This window comes from Streptomyces sp. NPDC006393, from assembly GCF_040628575.1.
Taxonomy (GTDB): domain Bacteria; phylum Actinomycetota; class Actinomycetes; order Streptomycetales; family Streptomycetaceae; genus Streptomyces.
Window position 1 is genome coordinate 1 of the sequence record NZ_JBEXZD010000014.1, and the last position, 16,633, is coordinate 16,633.

Here is a 16,633-nt window from a genome sequence, read left to right on the forward strand (position 1 = left end):
CAGGGTCGCCAGCCGGTCGAAGAACAGCCGCGACAGCGCCCGCGCGTCACTCGGCGCGATCTGCGAGGGGTCGGCCACCTCCGGCAGCTCCGTACCCGCCGGCGTCGCCTTTGCCTCTGTGGTCACCGCCATCGTGCGTGTCCTCCCTCTGAGCCGATACGTCGCCTGTCGTGACCGTCTCGTGATCAAGACAGGCTTCGCAGCGTGTACCCCCCTCGGGAAACCTCACACCCATTATTTCTCCGGTCGGCTCATTTCACCCGTCGGCGGGCGACCGCCCTCCGGCACCCGCAGACGGGCGCCCTGACGTGTCAGTTCCTCCTGGACCAGGGCGTACGGCACGTCCCGCGGGCCGCGCCCCAGACGGGTGGCCAGCGCGGCGCAGACACCCGCCGCCTGCCCGGTGGCCATCGCGATGGGCATGACCCGGTAGGACGAGTGCGCCACGTGCGAACCGGAAATGCAGCGCCCGGCGACGAGCAGCCGGTCGGTGCCGGACGGCAGCAGACAGCGCAGCGGGATGTCGTAGAACCGGCCCCTGGGGACGCGCCTGATGACCGTACCGCTGCCCTCCGGGTTGTGGATGTCGATGGGGTAGGCGCCGTGCGCGACGACGTCCGGGAAGGAACGGGCGTCCAGGATGTCGTAGCCGGTCAGCCGGTAGTCGCCCATGACCCGGCGGGTCTCCCGCACCCCGATCTGGGTGCCGCTCTGCACCGTGTACGCCTCCTCGAACCCCGGGACCCGCGAGCGCAGGAACCGGTCGATCTCGGCCAGCTGGCGCCGGGCCGTCCACTCGGCACGGCTGAGGTCCCACACGTCGATGCCCAGCGCGCCGGTGACCCGGGTGCTGTTGATGGCGAGCTCGCGCGGGTGAGGGGTGCCGAAGAACAGGATGTCCTCGCGCGGCAGCCGCAGTTCGCCGGCCTCGGTGGCCTCCCGCACCAGGTCCCACAGACCGTGGACACCCCGCCACTGGTCGGGGTGGGTCCGGACGTACTCCGAGAACGCCGGCCGGGCGAAGTCGGCCATCCGGAACATCAGCGTCATCGGCTGCACCCGCCCGTCCTCCCGGCGCCCCACCTCGAACGGGGCCCCGCAGGACGCGGCCACGTCACCGTCGCCGGTGCCGTCCACGACCACCCCGGCGTCGATCACCACCGGGCCCGACTTGGTCTCGAAGACCACCCGCCAGCCGTCGTCCAGGGGCAGCGCCGCCGACGCGAAGGAGTGGAACAGCAGCCGCACGCCCGCCTCGTCCAGCATGTCGAGCAGGACCAGCTTGAAGAGCTCCGGGTCGAAGGGCACGGTGTAGCCGGTCTCCAGGGACGGCGGGATGCAGCCGCCGCACGCGGTGAGCCGGTCCAGCAGCCGCCACAGGAAGCCGGCGACCACCGGTTCGCCCTCGCCGTGGTCGGTGGGCAGCAGCCGGTCGCCGGCGCCGTCCCCGCCGAAGACCGCCTGCTTGCGCTCGTTGTGGAACGACATCAGCGGCATCACCAGCGCGACGGTTGCGTTGCCGCCGAGGAAGGCGTACCGCTCGACCAGGACCACCTCCGCCCCGGCGTCGGCCGCCGCCCACGCGGCCGCGGTGCCCGCGGGCCCGCCGCCCACCACCAGGACGTCCGTGCGGCCCCCGTGCAGGGCCGAGCGCGCGGGGAGGGTGACGGTGCTCGGCTGCTCGGGGCGGCGAAGAACGGGCATCACGCCTCCTGCCCGGCTCCGCCGCTGCGCACCGCGCCGTCCTCGGGATCCGCCACGACGCCGGGACCGGGGGCCGGATCGGGTACGGCGCCGCCGGGCCCGGTCCTGGACACCGGCCCGGGCCCGGGGGCGGGACGCAGGAGGTGCAGGCCGTGGGGCGCCGGCACCGGTGTGTCACCCACGGGAGCGCTGTCCGCCCGCACCGGATCGGCCGGGCTGCCGTGGCGGGTGGTGCTGCTGCCGGGGTCGGCGGGGTCGGCGGGGTCGGTGGGGTCGGCGGGACTGCCCGGGCGCGCGAAGTCGCCGGGGCCGGTGCCCGTAGACCTGACGGAGGCGCTCGCGGGCCTGTCCGAGGCATCCGCCAACTCGTCCGAGGCGTCCGGGGACTTCTCCGAGGCGTCCGCGGACTTGTCCGGGGCGTCTCCGGGCCTGTCCGCGGTGTCCGCGCGCCCGTCCAGGGTTTCTCCGGGCCTGTCCGGAGTGTCCCCGGGCCTGTCCGGGGTGTCCCCGAGCCTGCCGGGTGTGTCGTCGCCCTCCCGGTCGCGCTCCCGGTCCATGGCGTCGAGCAGGGCCCCGCACCTCGCACAGGTCTCTCCGGCGAGCTCCCGCAGGGCGCGGACGCGGGCGCCCAGGTCCACGCGGCGCTGCGGGAACTCGTCCCACAGCCGGTCCACCTCCGCCAGCAGCAGCCCCACCTGCTCGCGGGCCACACCCACGAGCGCGGGAGCCCCGAGCCGGCGGGCGAAGTCGAAGACCTTGCCCGCGTAGGGCAGCGGCAGGACGGGCAGTCCGGACACCGCCGCGAAGATCAGGAAGTGCAGGCGCATGCCGACCACCAGGTCCAGATGGCTCATCAGGCCCAGCACCTGCCCAGGTGTGTAGGCGCTGTGCAGGATCCGGCCCCGGTCGGGCGCGGTCATCCGGGACAGCACGGCGTGCGCGTGGCGGACGTCGTGGCGTTCCATCGGCATGAAGACCACATGGGCGTCCAGGCGGCGCACGAGAAAGTCGGCCACATCGGCGAGCAGCGCGTGGTAGTCGCCCTCGTCCAGCTTCTCCGCGGCCCGGCCGGGCTCGCGCACGGACATCCCCACCAGCCGGGCGTCCGCCGGCACGCCCTCCTGCCGCATCATCTCGGCGGTGAACGGCTCGGGCGGCAGGAGCAGCGCCGGATCGGCGGTGACGACCAGGTCCCGTTCGACCCCGACCTCCTCCAGCACCAGCCGCGACTCCTGGTCGCGCACCACCACCTCGTCCATGGCCGCCAGCACGGTGCGCACGGCCTCGCGGTCGTCGCTCTCGTGCAGCGGGCCCGCGCCGACCGCGTAGGCGAACGTGCGGACGCCGCGCAGCTGCGCCGCCCGCACCAGCTTCAGATAGCGGCGCGCCTCGCCGTCGTAGAGGATGCCGCCGCCGCCGAGGACCAGCAGGTCCAGGCCGGAGAGCACGTCGGTGACCTGCCGCTGCGGCACGCCCTCCCAGGGCACCACCTCGTCGGCCGTCGACTGGTGTGCGCGGGTGTGCTCGGCGTCGCGGCTGAAGACGACCAGGTGGGCCTCGGGACGGTGGCCGCGCAGGCAGCCGAGGACGCACTGGAGGATGGCTTCGTCGCCGATGTTGTAGCCGCCGTAGGAGCCCAGCAGGCCGATGCGCGGGGCCCGTGAGCGGGGCGTCCGGTGAGGTGAGGTGGTCATCCGGAACTCCCGTTCCGTGGAGCAGGCTGCGGTCGGGGGACGGCACTGTGCGGATGCGCGGGCCGAGTTGCCTTCACCTCACGAGGAAAACACCTCAGCCGCCGTCCGGCAGCCGCTGTCTGTCCGGGTGGAGCAGTGACGCCGCCCTTTCCAGATGAGGTGTTCCACCTCGGTCCACCGGGGAACGCGCCATTTCGGCACGCCGGAACGTGGGGGACGGTGCGTGCCGGGGCGGTAACCAGGAGGAGCGTTCGTGGACAGGGACACGCGGCCGGGCCGACGCGGCGGCGCGCAGGCGGGCACGGCCGACCCCAGACGCTGGAAGGCCCTGTGGGTCACCCTGACGACCGGCTTCATGAGCCTGCTGGATGTGACGATCGTGGCCGTGGCGCTGCCGTCCATGCAGCGCGATCTGCATGCCTCGGCGTCCTCCGTGCAGTGGGTGGTGTCCGGATACGCCCTCACGTTCGCCCTCGTCCTGGTGCCGGCGGGCCGTGTGGGTGACGCGGTGGGCAGACGCCGCATCTTCCTGTGCGCCCTGGCCGGCTTCGTGGTGTGCAGCGCCGCGGCGGGCGCCGCGCCCACGATCGCCTGGCTCGTCGTGGCCCGGCTCGCGCAGGGTGCCTGCGCGGGATGCCTCGCCCCGCAGAACTCCGCGCTGATCCAGCAGATGTTCCGCGGCGCCGAACGCGGCCGGGCTTTCGGGCTCTTCGGCGCCACGGTGGGCGTCTCCAGCGCCGTGGGACCGATCACCGGCGGCCTGATCCTGGCACTGGCGCACGGTGCGCAGGGCTGGCGCTGGATCTTCTACGTCAACGTACCGGTCGGGGCGGTCGCACTCCTCCTGGGTCTTCGGCTGCTGCCCCGTGTCGCCCCCGGCCGCCGGGAACGCCTCGACCTGCCCGGCGTGGCCCTGCTCGGCGCCGGGGTGCTGGCCTGGATGCTGCCGCTGGTCTTCGCCGAGAGCGGCGGACTGCGCCGGCTGTGGTGGCTGTTCCCGGTGGGCCTGGCACTCCTGGCCTGCTTCGCGCTCTGGGAGCGGCGGGTGGCGGCGCGCGAGGGCCGGCCCCTGCTGGATCCCCGCTTGCTCACCCGTACGCGCGGTTACGCCCTGGGGACGGCGCTGGGCGCGCTGTACTTCGTGGGGTTCAGCGGGGTGTGGCTGGTGTTCGCCCTCTTCTTCCAGAACGGCCTCGGCTACGAGCCGCTGCGCTCCGGCCTCGCGGTGACGCCGTTCGCGATCGGCTCGGCCGCCGCGGCGGTGGTGGCCGGGCGGCTGGTGGAGCGGCTGGGCCGGCTGCTGACCGTGTGCGGGCTGGTGACGGTGATGGCGGGGCTGGGCGCCACGGCGCTGGTGCTGCGCTCCGCCCCGCCCGACGTCATGGCGTGGCTCGCCGCGCCCGCCCTGTTCGTCGGCGGTCTGGGCAGTGGCTGCGTGATCTCCCCGAACGTGACGATGACGCTGCGCGAGGTGCCGGTGCGGATGGCCGGCGCGGCGGGCGGCGCCCTCCAGACCGGCCAGCGCCTGGGCGGCGCGGTGGGTACGGCCGCCCTCCCGGGCCTCTTCTACCTGGTGCTCGGCGCGAGCGGAGACAACTTCCGGGAGGCGGTGGCGCTCTCGGTGGGCTCCGCTCTCGTCGCCCTGCTCGCGGCCCTGACGATCGCCGTCCTCGACTGGCACCGCGACCCCTCCCGCACCGCCCGCCGCCCCCGCGAGCTCCCCGAACGGCCGAGCCGCACCTGCCGGTGCGGCGGCCGCGGATGACGGCTGGGGCGACGGCGGGGACGGCCGGCGTGAGGAGCCTGTGGTGGCCGGTGGAGCGGGGGTGTTCGGCCGGGGTCGTGACCGGTGGAGCGGCCGGGGAGACGGCGGAGTGAGGTGTCCGGTGGCGGGCCGGGTCGAGGCGGATCGGGGGCGAGCCGGGGTGACGGCCCGGGGTGCGGGTCGGGCGCCGGTCGCTCGCCGTGTGCGGTGGCGGGCCTGGGTGCGGTGGGCCCGGGTGCGGTGTGGGCCCGGGTGTGGTGGGTCTGTCCGGGCCGGGTGTCAGTCGTCGTTGTCGCGCCAGCGGCAGCCTTCCGGCGGGGTGTCGAAGCGCTTCGGGGCGACGGCGTTGTCGCGGAGGTCGTTGTCGATGACGCGGCCGTTCGTCCAGCTGCCGTCAGGGGTGATGACCATGCCGTGGGTCTGGGTCCGGGCATCGCTGGGCCGGTCGTCGCCGATCCGGTTGCCGTGCATCTGCGCCCCGCTCACCGCCGCGTCGACGGTGAGTCCGGCCCGCAGCCCGGGTGCGGCGGGCAGCCGGTACCCGGAGCCCGCCGGCGGAACACCGTCCGGCCAGGCGGTGTCCGCACCGGGCCGTGCGGGCGCCAGGAACAGCTCGGTCGCGGTGTTGCCGGTGACCAGGGCGGTCCGCGTCCCCACCGACACCTCCTTGCCGCGGTGCCCGTCCGCCGGCCAGTCGGCCTCCTCGTCGGTCAGGGACGACTCCGAGAAGCGCACCCCGTCACCGCCGCCGGACACCGCTCCCGCACCGCGGCGGCCGTTGCCGCGGATCCGGTTGTCCAGGATCGCCGGATCCCGCATCGGGGCGTCCACGCGCACCCCGTCCAGCGCGTTGCCCCGGATGTCGTTGGCCTCCAGCACGATCTCCCCGGCCGGTTCCTCGTCACCGCCGGCCAGGTTGTGCTCCCAGTAGCCGTACCGCCCGTTGCCGCTGATCCGGTTGCCGCGGAACGCGTACGGACCGGTGGTGTCGCCCAGCCCGATCCCGTCGCGGACGTTGCCGTCGATCACGCAGCCGGTGACGATGCCGCCGCGGCCGCCGACGCCCGAAGTGCCCTGGGCGGAGACGTCGAAGCCCGCCTCGTGGTTGCCGAGCATGGTCGAGGAGGTGACCAGCAGGCCGTCGGCGCCCCAGTCGGAGATCCCGAAGCGGTTGCCCTCGGCATGGCAGGCGGTGACGCGGATGCCGCGGGGCGGCACCCAGTCCTCGCTCTGGAGCTCCACGAAGATCCCGTTGGTGCCGTTGCCGATCGTGGTGCAGGCCGTGACGGTGAGCCTTTCGACCCCGCCCCACCCGCCGACGCCGATGCCGATGCCCGCACCCCCCATCTGCTCGCCGCTGTCCTGCCGCCCGCACCCCTCGGCCAGCACGGACTCCACCACCGTGTCCTGGAGGAAGTCGCAGCCGAAGCCCGTGGCCGCCGTGCCGTGGATGTACAGATCGGTGAAGCGGCCGCGCAGCACGTACTGCAGGCCGAGCCCCTTGGCCAGCGGGTCGTACTCCTCGGTGGTGACTCCCGAGCCGTCGATCTCGAGATGGGCGAAGGCGATGTCCGCCAGATGGTTGTCCCGGCCGGCTCCGTGCCGGGCAGCGGTGAACCAGGCCAGCGGTACGGGCGTCGTGCGGTCGCCGGGATTGGACAGCACGAAGCAGGTGGCGCCCCGCCCGGCGCCGATCAGGGAGACGCCGCTGCGCCACACGGTCGGCTCGTCCCGGATCAGATAGCGGCCCGCGGGCACGTGCAGGACCCGTGGGCGGCCGTCCGCCGCACAGGCCGCGCCCAGCGAGTCCACCAGCCGCTGGAACGCCGGCTGGTCGTTGGTCACCCCGTCACCGGCCAGGCCGTGCTCGCGGGCGTCGGCGGTCAGGGCATCGGTCATGACAACGCTCCTCTCCGGCTGCCGCGCGCCCTGCCCGGCTGATGGGCCCTGCCCGGCCGGCCCGCGCCGGCTGGTCCCGGTCACGGGCCGCGGAACGTCTCCGCCGCCTGACGTGCGCGCAGGTCGTCGATCGTGCGCAGCTGATCCCGGGCCCGCTCCAGGAGCCCGTCGAGCTGGAGCGGGTCGAGGCGCCGCTCGTGGTCGGCGAGCGCCCGGAGCGTCTCCCAGGCGCAGATCTTGCCCTGCACACCGATCTGCAGCAGCTCCAGCTCCAGCAGGGAACTCAGCGGCGAGCGCCGGAGCAGGGAGCCGTTGCTCTTCAGCCGTCCGGCCCGCTCGCCGAGCCGCCCGGCGTAGACCTTGTAGCGCCGCACCGGCAGCTCGAGCCGCCGCATGACGGCGAGCAGGCTCCTGCGGTCCTCGCCGATCGCGGTGGCGATCGGCGCCACCGCGGCACCGAGCTCGGACCCCCGGCAGGCGGTGGCGAGGTGGCGGGCCCGCTCGGCGCCCATGGTCGCGCCCGCCAGATGGTCGTTGAGGTAGATCCCGAGCAAGGTGTAGGCGCTCTGCCCGGAGAGCACCGGAAGGAACGGTGCGGAGCGTCCTTGGTCGTTCATGGCGTGTCCCGTGATCAGCCGGGGAGCTTGGCCCGGATGCCGCCGATCGTGGCGGCCGGACCCGCGGTCGCACGGACGGTGCGCCGTACCAGGCCCGCCTCCCGCTGGAGTTCACGGGCCGTGCGCCGGCCGCGCCACAGCCACGACGGCGCACCGCCGGTGTCGTCCGCGGCGATCAGCAGGCCACCCAGCATGGAGAGGTTCTTGAGGAAGTGGATGAGCTGCTGGGAGCGCTCGGCGGGGTCGTCGGCCTCCCAGAACCGGTGTCCCGCCAGCGTGGTCGGCACCAGCGTGGCCGCGAGGGCCAGCGCGCTGAGCCGGGGCAGCCGCCCCAGGCTCAGCATGACGCCCGCGCCGACCTGCACGCCGCCGCTCAGCCGCACGACGTGTTCGGTGCGCTCCGGCAGCACCGGCATGCGCTCCCGGATCGGCCGTACGACGGGCTCGGCGGCCGGGGCCACGTCCTGGGGCCTGCGGACGGAGTTGATCCCTCCGACGACGAACATGGAGGCCAGCAGGGGCCGACCGGCCAGGCGCAGCAGACTCATGGTCCTCTCCAAGGGGTGTGGGGCGTGGGCGTATCGGTGTACGGCCTTCCCCGAGTTCCCGGGCCGGACGCGCGCAATCGAGAGGGACGGGCGGGAAGCGTGTCCACCGAAGGGGCGACAGGGTGTACCCGAAGGGGCGAAAAGAAGCCGCACGAAGGGGCCGAAGGGACGCGCAGCGGATGCGCTTCGGCCCGCGGACGGCCGAAATGTAGTACAACCTTTTTCGCGTTTCGTGACAGGCACAATTTTCCGGGACATTACGGAACCGGCGTGTGCCGAGCCGTGTCTTACCTGCCGACCAGGGCCGGGAACCACCCGGCCCGCCCTTCGCTGGGGGAGCACCCATATGTCCACGCGTGTGCGCAGCCGCCTCTGTCTCGTCGCCGCCTCCGCCCTGGCCGGGGCCCTCTGCCTGGGCGCCGTGACGCCGGCGCTGGCCGGCACCGGAGCCACCCACTCCACCCACACCACCAACGGCGCCGGCCGGACCGCCTCCGTGCCCACGGCCCAGGGCGATCCGCGCGCCGTGACCCAGCGGGTCGCCGACTTCTACGGCGCCTACATCGACACCGTCTGGGACGGCGAGGACCCGGCCGCCGGCGCGAGTCTGAAGGCGCTGAAGGACTTCTACCTCTCCGCCGACGCCCGCCGGAAGGTCGCCGCCTACGAGGCCAGGGAGCACGCGGACGGGATCCTGTTCGCCCAGAACGTGCCGGTGAAGTGGAAGGTGGCCTACACCGGGTCCGGCGCGGGCCACGCCACGTGCAGGGTGACGCTCGTCTGGAGCGACCGCAGGGACGCCCAGGTGACGCGGATCGACGTACGCTCCGACCTGAAGACCCGCAAGATCACAGATCTGAGGCCCGTCCGCTGACGTCCGCTGACGTCCGCTGACGTCCGCTGACGTCCGCTGATCGTTGCGGGGCCTGGATCCCGCACGCGGTTCCCGCAGGGCCCCCGGGGCACTCGGCCGGCATGGACGCCCTTCGACGCCCCTCACGGCCCCTGGCCGACCAGACACTCGCCCTGTTCACCGGGGGATACGCGTGGCTGCCGCGGCACATGCGGGAGTGCGGTCCCCGGGTGGTCACCGGGCGGGCGGTCCGGACCCGGCTCATGGGCCGCCCCGCCCTCGCCGTACGCGGTCCGGACGCCGTGCGCTTCTTCTACGACGAACGCAACGTCCGCCGCCACGACGCGATCCCGGAACCCGTCCTGGACACGCTCTTCGGCCAGGGCGCCGTGCACACGCTCGACGGCGAGGAACACCGGGAGCGCAAGCGGCTGTTCCTGCCGCTGCTGCACGCCGACCGGATCGCCGGCGTCGTCGAGGAGACCGCGGCGGCATGGGACGAGGCCGTGGCCGGCTGGGCCCGGCGTGACCGCGTCGTGCTGTTCGACGAGGCGGCCGAGGTGCTCACGCGCGGTGTGTGCCGCTGGGCCGGTGTCCCTCTCGCGGAAGCGAACGCGGATGCGGAGACGGATGCGGATACGGATGCGGAGACGCACGCGGACGCGGAGGCCTCGGCGACGGCCCGCGACCTGATCGCGATGGTCGACGGCTTCGCCACCCTCGGACCGCGCCACTGGCGGGCCCGGCGGGCCCGCGCCCGGCAGGAGGAGCGGCTGGCCCGCCTGGTACGGGACGTGCGTTCCGGCCGTTCCGCGGCCCCGGCCGGTTCCATGCTGGAGCGGGTCGTCCGGCACCGCGACGCCGACGGGGAGTCGCTGACATCGCGGACGGCCGCGGTCGAGCTGCTCAACGTGCTCCGTCCCACGGCCGCCGTCAGCTGGTTCGTCGCGTTCGCCGCGCACGCGCTGCACCGCCGCCCCGAGACGCGCGCACCGTTGCGCGAGGGCGACGCCTTCTACGCCGCCTCGTTCGCCCACGAGGTGCGCCGGTTCTACCCGTTCGCCCCCTTCCTCGGAGGCCTGGCCGTCCGGGACCTGTCCTGGCAGGGGCAGTCGGTTCCCGAGGGCGGCATGGTGCTCCTCGACGTCTACGGGCAGAACCACGACGCGGACCTCTGGGGCGACCCGTACGCCTTCCGGCCGCAGCGCTTCCTGGAACACCCGGCCCAACGCGACGAGCTGATCCCGCAGGGCGGGGGTGACCCGTGGACCGGTCACCGGTGCCCCGGTGAGGGGGTCGTCCTCGGCCTGCTGGAGTCCCTCGCGGTGCGCCTCGCCCGCCTGGAGTACGACGTTCCCGACCAGGACCTCCGGATCCCGCTGCGGCGCGTTCCGGCCCGCCCGCGCAGCGGCTTCGTCATCAGCGGCGTACGCGCACCGGACCGCCCTGCGGCGGCGATCGCGGCGGCGGACGACGGTGGCACGGCGGTCGGCGGTGTGGCCCGGACCGTCGCGGGAACCCGACCGGCGGTCCACCGGGGGACACCCCATCCGACACGCCACCCTCGAACACCAAGGAGCCCTGCCATGGGACACGGCGGAGACGTCATCAACGAACTGACCACCGACCACCGCGAGGTCGAGGAGATCTTCGCCCAGATCGAGGCGCTCCCGGCCGGCGACAAACGGCGTAAGAACCTGGCGGACCAGGCCACGATCGAACTGGTCCGGCACTCCGTGGCCGAGGAGATGTACCTCTACCCGGCGGTCCGCCGGTGGGTGCCGGACGGCGACGCGATCGCCGACCGGGAGATCCAGGACCACGCGGAGGCCGAGCGGACGATGAAGGACCTGGAGGGCTGCGGCCCCGACGAGGCGCGGTTCGACGAGCTCATGGGCCGTCTGATGCGGGAGATCCGGGAACACGTGACCGACGAGGAGCAGAACCTCTTCCCCCAGTTGCGCCAGGCCGCGACCCCCGAGGACCTGGAGCAGCTCGGCGAGAAGGTGCGCACCGCCAAGAAGACGGCCCCGACGAGGCCGCACCCCACGGCCCCGGACACACCGCCCGCGAACAAGCTCCTGGCTCCCGGCGCCGGCATGGTCGACCGGATCAGGGACGCGCTCTCCGGCCGCGGGAAGACGGACTGACGCCGAATCGAGTCAGGCTGACGCCGATGGAGGCCGGCCGACGCCGAATCGAGGCCGGCTGACGCCGACCGCCGCTCGCCGGGGCCGGTTCACCCGCCGTCGGTGGCGGTGGCCCCGGTGACGGCGGGTGCGGCGTTCCACAGGGCGCCGGTGAGGCCCACCGGGTTGCCGGCCGGGATCAGGCCGGTGTGCAGCACCGTCTTGGCCAGCGGTTCGAGGAGATCGGCCAGGCGCGCGCCGCCGTCGGCGCCGAGGGCGCTCCAGGGCTGCCGGGCCGCCGCGTCCGTCCGCGCCTCCACCTCCGAGTGGACGGCGGCTCCGGCCGGAGTCAGCGTGCCGTCCTCGGCGAGCCAGCCGCGCTCGCGCAGCTCCTCCTCGGCCGCCTGCCAGGCCCTCAGGTCCCACTTGCGGGTCTCCCGCAGCAGCGTCGCGTCGGACTCACCGGCGGCGGACTTCAGCACCATCGCGGCGACGGGGCCGAGGCCATGGGCGACCAGCACGGCCACGTGTCCGTCGCCCCGGTGTTCGCGCAGGGTCGTCAGGGCCTGCCAGAGCCGGACGTGCGGAAGCGCGGGCCGGTCGAGTGCCTGGTTGGCGGCGCCGAGCACCCGTCCGGCGGTGTCGGCCGACGCGGCCGCCCGCCACGCCAGGTCGGCCGCCTCGGTCAGCTGCGGACCGGTGGCCCCGTCCCGGCCGAGCAGGCGGGTCAGGGCGGCGTCCATCGCCTCCTGCCGGGCCGCGAGGGCGTCGGCCGGGGCCGTGTACCGCCAGGCGTCCGGCAGGGCCCGTGCCACGCGGTCCGGGTGGAAGACGTAGAAGGAACTCGTGACGACGGGAGCCGGCACGGCGCCGAGCGGGGCGGCGCGCAGCGCGAAGTACCCCATCCAGAAGCCGCGCAGCCCCAGCGCGTCCGCCGCCCGGCGGGCCTCGGGCGCGAAGTACACAAGGCCGTGGACCGGTTCGTAGCGCTCCCACAGCGCCCGTGCCAGGACGTCGGTCATGCCGGATCATCTCCGTTCGTCGGCTTCGGAGCAGCATGCGTCATGACGGCCGTCATAACAACCCCGTGCCCACTCGTACCACCGGAATCGGCCACCGAATCCCCCCTGGCGGGCGCGGGCGCGGGCGCGGGCGCAGGCGCGGGCGCGAGGCGCGGACGGGCGGTCGGCGTGCGCCCAGCGGACACTGGGGGAATGATCCGTCGGCCGGACGCCGGGGCGCGGCCCGTCGAGCGCCGCACCGTGCTCCTGGGCACGGCCGGAGCGCTGCTCGGAGTCACGGGCTGCACCGGCCGTACCACCGCCTCACGCACCGGCACCGCCACCCCCACCCCGACCCGCTCGGCCCCCTCCCCGGCCGGGCCGTCGTCGAGCGCGCCCGCCACGCTGCCCCGCACGACGCCGTGGCGCCCCGGACCCACCGAGATCCACCTCGAGGTCAAACGCCGAGCCGTCCAACTCGTCGAGGCGATCGGCGCCTGGCCCCCCGGCAGGGGCGGCCCCGCCGCGGCCGGGACCGAGGTCGCCGCACTGCACCTGCCCACCGCCCTCGTCGCCCAGGCGGGCCCGCTGCTGCCCTCCGCCGACGAGGCGGCGCTTCAGGTGATCGACGCCCAGTACGGCGGGATCCTCGCCGACTCGGCCAGCGTGCTCGTGGTGTGCCGGCAGTGGACCCGGCACGGCGCCACGGTCCGGACGGGCGGCACGACCGTGGACGTCCGGCTGGCGCGGACCGCGACCGGATGGACGGTCACCGCCCTGCACCCCGCCCGCCCCGGTGCTCCGTCGGCCGCTCCGCCGGCCCGGGTTCGTAAGGTGCTGGCCGACTCCCGGATCGTGCTGCCGCCCGCGGCCCAGGCGGACGTGCGGAGCGGTCACGTCCACGACAGCGTCCTCACCGCGATGCGGCGCCTTGCGGGGACGTACCGGATGTACGTGAGCGTGGTCCGCTCCGGGCATCCGCTGGACGTCTTCGGCACCAGCCGCCCCAGCGACCATCCGCGCGGGCGCGCCTTCGACGTCTGGCGGATCGACGGGCACACGGTCGTCGACCCGCGCACGCCCCGCTCCCTCGTCGCGCGCTTCATGCGCGACGCGGCCGCGGCCGGCTCCTACAACGTCGGCGGCCCGGTCCGGCTCTCCGGCGGCACCACGCCCAACCAGTTCTTCAGCGACGCCACGCACCACGACCACGTGCACATCGGCTTCCGCGACTGAGCCGGAACCCGGGCGACCGTGTGCCGCGCGCCGGGGTAGGGCGTGCAGGGCGTGCAGGCCAAGGCGTGCAGGGCGTGCAGGGTGACCGCGCCGGCGGTCCGGCCGGTCCGGGCGGGTCAGGCCAGCGCCACCAGGACCGCGGCCACCACCGTGAGCGCCGCCATCGGCACCATGACCAGGCGGGCGCGGTGCACCCAGGACGGCAGGCCCGCCCGACGCGACCGGGAACGACCGCTCCCGTACCCGACGCCCGGTTCGGCGAGGGCCAGTCCCGGGCCGAGCAGCGCGCGGCACCAGGGGCAGTCTCCGTCCTCCCACGCCTCCCTGCCGTGCTCGGCGACAGGACGCGGCCACGGCGACGTACGCGGACGCCGTCGTGACGCCGCTGTCACGTCGGCCGGCCTCACAGGACCGGGATCCCGCGCGGTACCGGCACCGCGGGCACCGTCCCGGCCGCCGCCTCCGCCGCCGCGCGTGTTCCCTGCCCGACGCCTGCTGCCGCGCCCGCTCGCTTGCCCGTGCCCGGCAGGAGTCCGCCCGCTCCGGTGCCCCAGGGCCGCAGCAGCGGCTTGCCGGGCTCGTGCCCCGCCGGGGCGTAGGGCGGAGGCGAACCGGTCTCCGCGAACGACGCCCAGCGCACTCCGGAGGGATGGTGGCCACCGGTCAGTTCCGCGTAGGGCCGGTCCGCCGGCGGGTGGCCGAGGGAGGGCGGCACGGCCCGAGAAGTGCTGTCCATGCCGAAGCAACGGCGGTCACCCCCCGTCCGTACGCGCCGCGGCCCGCTCCCTCACCGCATCAGGTGAGGAGACCGCTCGAACGGACGCGTCCGCTCATGCGACAAGCAGCCCAACGGACCGCCTCGTTCACCCGGGAGTCAGCTCCGCCAGCAGCAGCGTCCGGTCGTCGCCGCCGTCGCCGGCCCCGGACTCCGCCAACAGCCGCCCGCACAGGGACGGCAGGGCGTCCGGGTGCCCGAGGTCCGGCACGGTGGCGGCCCCGGCGTCGAGGGTCCGGGCGAGCCGGGAGATGCCCTCGTCGATGTCACTGGTGCGGGACTCCACCAGCCCGTCGCTGTAGAGCAGCACGAGGGCCGGTTCGGACAGATGCAGCACCGTCGGCTCGTAGCGGTCCGTGCCCAGCCCGAGCGGCAGGCCCGCGGTGGTGAGCTCGACCCGCGCCGCCGGGCCGCCGGGCCCGCGGACCAGCGGTGGCGGGTGTCCCGCCCCGACGAAGGTGCAGGTGTGCAGATCCGCGTCCCACTCCGCGTACATGCAGGTGGCGAAGGAGGCGCCGGGCGTGGCGCCGGCCACCGCGTCCAGCCGGTGCATCAGCTCTGTCGGGCCGATGTCCAGCGCCGCCAGGGTACGGACGGCGGTGCGCAGCTGGATCATGGCGACGGCGGACTCCGGCCCGTGCCCCATGGCGTCGCCCACGACCATGCCGAGCCTGCGGCCGCCCCGGGGCAGCACGTCGTACCAGTCACCGCCGATGACGTTGTCCTGTCCGGCGGGCCGGTAGCCGTGGGCGACCCGGCAGCCGGCGAAGGCCTGGCCGGTGTCGGGGAGCAGACTGCGCCGGATGGCCAGTGCGGTGCGGCGCTCCCGTTCGTAGCGGCGGGCGTTGTCGAGCGCCACACAGGCCCGGGCGCCGAGCGACTCGACGGCGACGGCGTCGCCGCGCGCGAAGGGCTCGCGGTCCGGGCCGCGGGTGCAGGCGATGAAACCGACGGCCGTGCCGCGCAGCCGGAGCGGGACGATGAGGAACGACACGCAGTTCAGCAGGGACTCCACCCCCGCGTCGCCAGGACCGGTCTTGCGCAGCCGTTCGAGGGTGTGTCCGTCCACACCGTCGAGCAGCTGCGACTGCCCGCCGGCGACGGCCCGGGCGTACGGCGTCTCGCGGGGGAAGACCAGGACCTCGCCGACCGGCAGCAGATGCTCCCACTCCTCCGAGGCGTCCGACCCCACGCGCAGCGCGAGCCGGCGGGCCTCGATCTGCGGCGGATCGGCCGTCCTGTGGGGCTGCTCCTCCAGCAGCCAGCGTTGCAGCAGGTACACCGAGGCCGCGTCGCAGAAACCCGGTGCGAGGGCGTGCACGACATGACTGCCGGTCAGCCGCAGGTCGAGCTCGCTGCCGATGGCGTCGGCGGCGGGCGAGAAGTACCGGCGGTGGCGGCCGCGGCGACGCGGCGGCGCGACGAGGGGAGTGCCGTCCGGTTCCGTGGGTTCACTGCGTTCGGTGTTACGCAGGGTCGTTTGCCTTCCGGGTGGGGCCGGTAGCGGTGGAGAGTGCCGTGGGCAACTATATGATCCCTGGTCAAGTTCAGTGGAGAACATGGGGAGTTGGTTGGCGATGCGGGACGAGGACGTGCTGCCGCGGGACGTGGATCCGGGCAAGGCCAGCGTGGCCCGGATGTACGACGCCATGCTGGGCGGCGAGCACAACTTCGCCATCGACCGGGAGGCGGTGGCCGCCTTCACGGCGATCGATCCCCAGGTGCGCACCCTGGCCCGCGCCAACCGCGCCTTCCTGGGCCGTGCGGTGCGATTCCTGGTCGACGCGGGCGTGCGCCAGTTCATCGACCTCGGCTCCGGCATCCCCACCCAGGGCAACGTCCACGAGGTCGCCCAGGCCGGCGCGCCCGGCGCAAGGGTGGTGTACGTCGACAACGACCCGGTGGCCGTCGCGCACAGCGAGGCGCTGCTCGCCGACAACGCGGACGCGACGATCGTGTCCGCCGACATCCGGAACCCCGCCGACATCCTGTCCTCGCCGGGCGTACGGAAGCTGATCGACTTCGAGCAGCCGGTCGCCGTTCTGATGATCACGATTCTGCACTTCATCACGCGGGAGGAGGACCCGGCCGGGATCGTGGCGGCCTTCCGGGACGCGCTGCCCGACGGCAGCTGGCTGGCCCTGACCCACGCCACGGACGAGGACCGCCCGGACACGGCCGCCGCCGTGGGGCAGCTCTACCGCGACCGGGCCACCTCCCCGGTCACCGCCCGCTCCCACGACGAGATCGCATCCCTCTTCGACGGCTTCGACCTGGTCGAACCGGGCCTCGTCCACGTCCCGCTGTGGCGCCCCGACCGGGAGGAGGACGTCCCCGAGAACCCGTCGCAGTACTGGGTGTACGCGGGGGTCGGGCGCAAGAGCCGGTGAACACCGTGGGCGCGAGCGCGGC

Annotated in this window: 13 protein-coding genes and 3 pseudogenes; 6 read left to right on the forward strand and 10 right to left on the reverse strand. The window is 74.4% G+C overall.

The features are described from left to right. From ABZ484_RS09260 to ABZ484_RS09270, 3 genes and pseudogenes are all read right to left on the reverse strand, one after another. Nucleotides 1-132 (reverse strand): annotated as a pseudogene (locus tag ABZ484_RS09260) (RNA polymerase sigma factor SigF); the annotation flags it as partial. A gap of 102 nt (nucleotides 133-234) precedes the next feature. Next, nucleotides 235-1,704, reverse strand: coding sequence for an FAD-dependent oxidoreductase (locus ABZ484_RS09265; RefSeq protein WP_358865262.1), 1,470 nt, complete (start codon nucleotides 1,702-1,704; stop codon nucleotides 235-237). Nucleotides 1,705-2,258: 554 nt separating this feature from the next. Continuing rightward, a pseudogene (locus tag ABZ484_RS09270) lies at nucleotides 2,259-3,398 on the reverse strand (polysaccharide pyruvyl transferase family protein); the annotation flags it as partial. 253 nt (nucleotides 3,399-3,651) lie between these two features. Between ABZ484_RS09270 and ABZ484_RS09275 the strand changes: the two are divergent. Continuing rightward, on the forward strand, nucleotides 3,652-5,163 hold the full coding sequence (locus ABZ484_RS09275) for an MFS transporter (RefSeq protein WP_358865263.1): 1,512 nt from the start codon (nucleotides 3,652-3,654) through the stop codon (nucleotides 5,161-5,163). 279 nt (nucleotides 5,164-5,442) lie between these two features. Here ABZ484_RS09275 and ABZ484_RS09280 read toward each other — a convergent pair whose 3' ends face one another. From ABZ484_RS09280 to ABZ484_RS09290, 3 genes are all read right to left on the reverse strand, one after another. Next, nucleotides 5,443-7,062 (reverse strand): right-handed parallel beta-helix repeat-containing protein, encoded by a 1,620-nt coding sequence (locus ABZ484_RS09280; protein ID WP_358865264.1) that lies wholly within the window; start codon nucleotides 7,060-7,062, stop codon nucleotides 5,443-5,445. Between the two features lie 80 nt (nucleotides 7,063-7,142). Continuing rightward, nucleotides 7,143-7,679, reverse strand: a complete 537-nt coding sequence (locus ABZ484_RS09285) for a hypothetical protein (protein WP_358865265.1) — start codon at nucleotides 7,677-7,679, stop codon at nucleotides 7,143-7,145. Nucleotides 7,680-7,693: 14 nt separating this feature from the next. Beyond that, the gene (locus tag ABZ484_RS09290; protein ID WP_358865266.1) at nucleotides 7,694-8,227 is read right to left on the reverse strand and encodes a DoxX family membrane protein; all 534 of its coding nucleotides are present in this window, start codon (nucleotides 8,225-8,227) and stop codon (nucleotides 7,694-7,696) included. A 346-nt stretch (nucleotides 8,228-8,573) separates the two neighbouring features. On the opposite strand from ABZ484_RS09290, the gene ABZ484_RS09295 reads away from it, so the two are divergent. From ABZ484_RS09295 to ABZ484_RS09305, 3 genes and pseudogenes are all read left to right on the forward strand, one after another. Then, nucleotides 8,574-9,101 (forward strand): hypothetical protein, encoded by a 528-nt coding sequence (locus ABZ484_RS09295; protein WP_358865267.1) that lies wholly within the window; start codon nucleotides 8,574-8,576, stop codon nucleotides 9,099-9,101. 101 nt (nucleotides 9,102-9,202) lie between these two features. Next, a pseudogene (locus tag ABZ484_RS09300) lies at nucleotides 9,203-10,519 on the forward strand (cytochrome P450); the annotation flags it as partial. Between the two features lie 147 nt (nucleotides 10,520-10,666). Continuing rightward, nucleotides 10,667-11,230: a hemerythrin domain-containing protein gene (locus ABZ484_RS09305; RefSeq protein ID WP_358865339.1), complete on the forward strand. Its 564-nt coding sequence runs from the start codon at nucleotides 10,667-10,669 to the stop codon at nucleotides 11,228-11,230. Nucleotides 11,231-11,319: 89 nt separating this feature from the next. Here the strand turns inward: ABZ484_RS09305 and ABZ484_RS09310 are convergent, their stop codons facing one another. Next, nucleotides 11,320-12,231, reverse strand: coding sequence for a hypothetical protein (locus ABZ484_RS09310; RefSeq protein WP_358865268.1), 912 nt, complete (start codon nucleotides 12,229-12,231; stop codon nucleotides 11,320-11,322). A 192-nt stretch (nucleotides 12,232-12,423) separates the two neighbouring features. On the opposite strand from ABZ484_RS09310, the gene ABZ484_RS09315 reads away from it, so the two are divergent. Further along, the gene (locus ABZ484_RS09315) at nucleotides 12,424-13,446 is read left to right on the forward strand and encodes a hypothetical protein (protein WP_358865269.1); all 1,023 of its coding nucleotides are present in this window, start codon (nucleotides 12,424-12,426) and stop codon (nucleotides 13,444-13,446) included. 116 nt (nucleotides 13,447-13,562) lie between these two features. Here ABZ484_RS09315 and ABZ484_RS09320 read toward each other — a convergent pair whose 3' ends face one another. The 3 genes from ABZ484_RS09320 to ABZ484_RS09330 form a co-directional block, all read right to left on the reverse strand. After that, on the reverse strand, nucleotides 13,563-13,838 hold the full coding sequence (locus ABZ484_RS09320) for a hypothetical protein (RefSeq protein ID WP_358865270.1): 276 nt from the start codon (nucleotides 13,836-13,838) through the stop codon (nucleotides 13,563-13,565). Nucleotides 13,839-13,849: 11 nt separating this feature from the next. Beyond that, a complete protein-coding gene (locus ABZ484_RS09325; RefSeq protein ID WP_358865271.1) occupies nucleotides 13,850-14,182 on the reverse strand; it encodes a hypothetical protein in 333 nt (110 codons plus the stop codon). A 127-nt stretch (nucleotides 14,183-14,309) separates the two neighbouring features. Continuing rightward, nucleotides 14,310-15,542: a SpoIIE family protein phosphatase gene (locus ABZ484_RS09330; protein WP_358865272.1), complete on the reverse strand. Its 1,233-nt coding sequence runs from the start codon at nucleotides 15,540-15,542 to the stop codon at nucleotides 14,310-14,312. 256 nt (nucleotides 15,543-15,798) lie between these two features. Here ABZ484_RS09330 and ABZ484_RS09335 point away from each other — a divergent pair, with 256 nt between their 5' ends. After that, a complete protein-coding gene (locus ABZ484_RS09335; RefSeq protein ID WP_358865340.1) occupies nucleotides 15,799-16,611 on the forward strand; it encodes an SAM-dependent methyltransferase in 813 nt (270 codons plus the stop codon). Nucleotides 16,612-16,633: the final 22 nt, after the last annotated feature.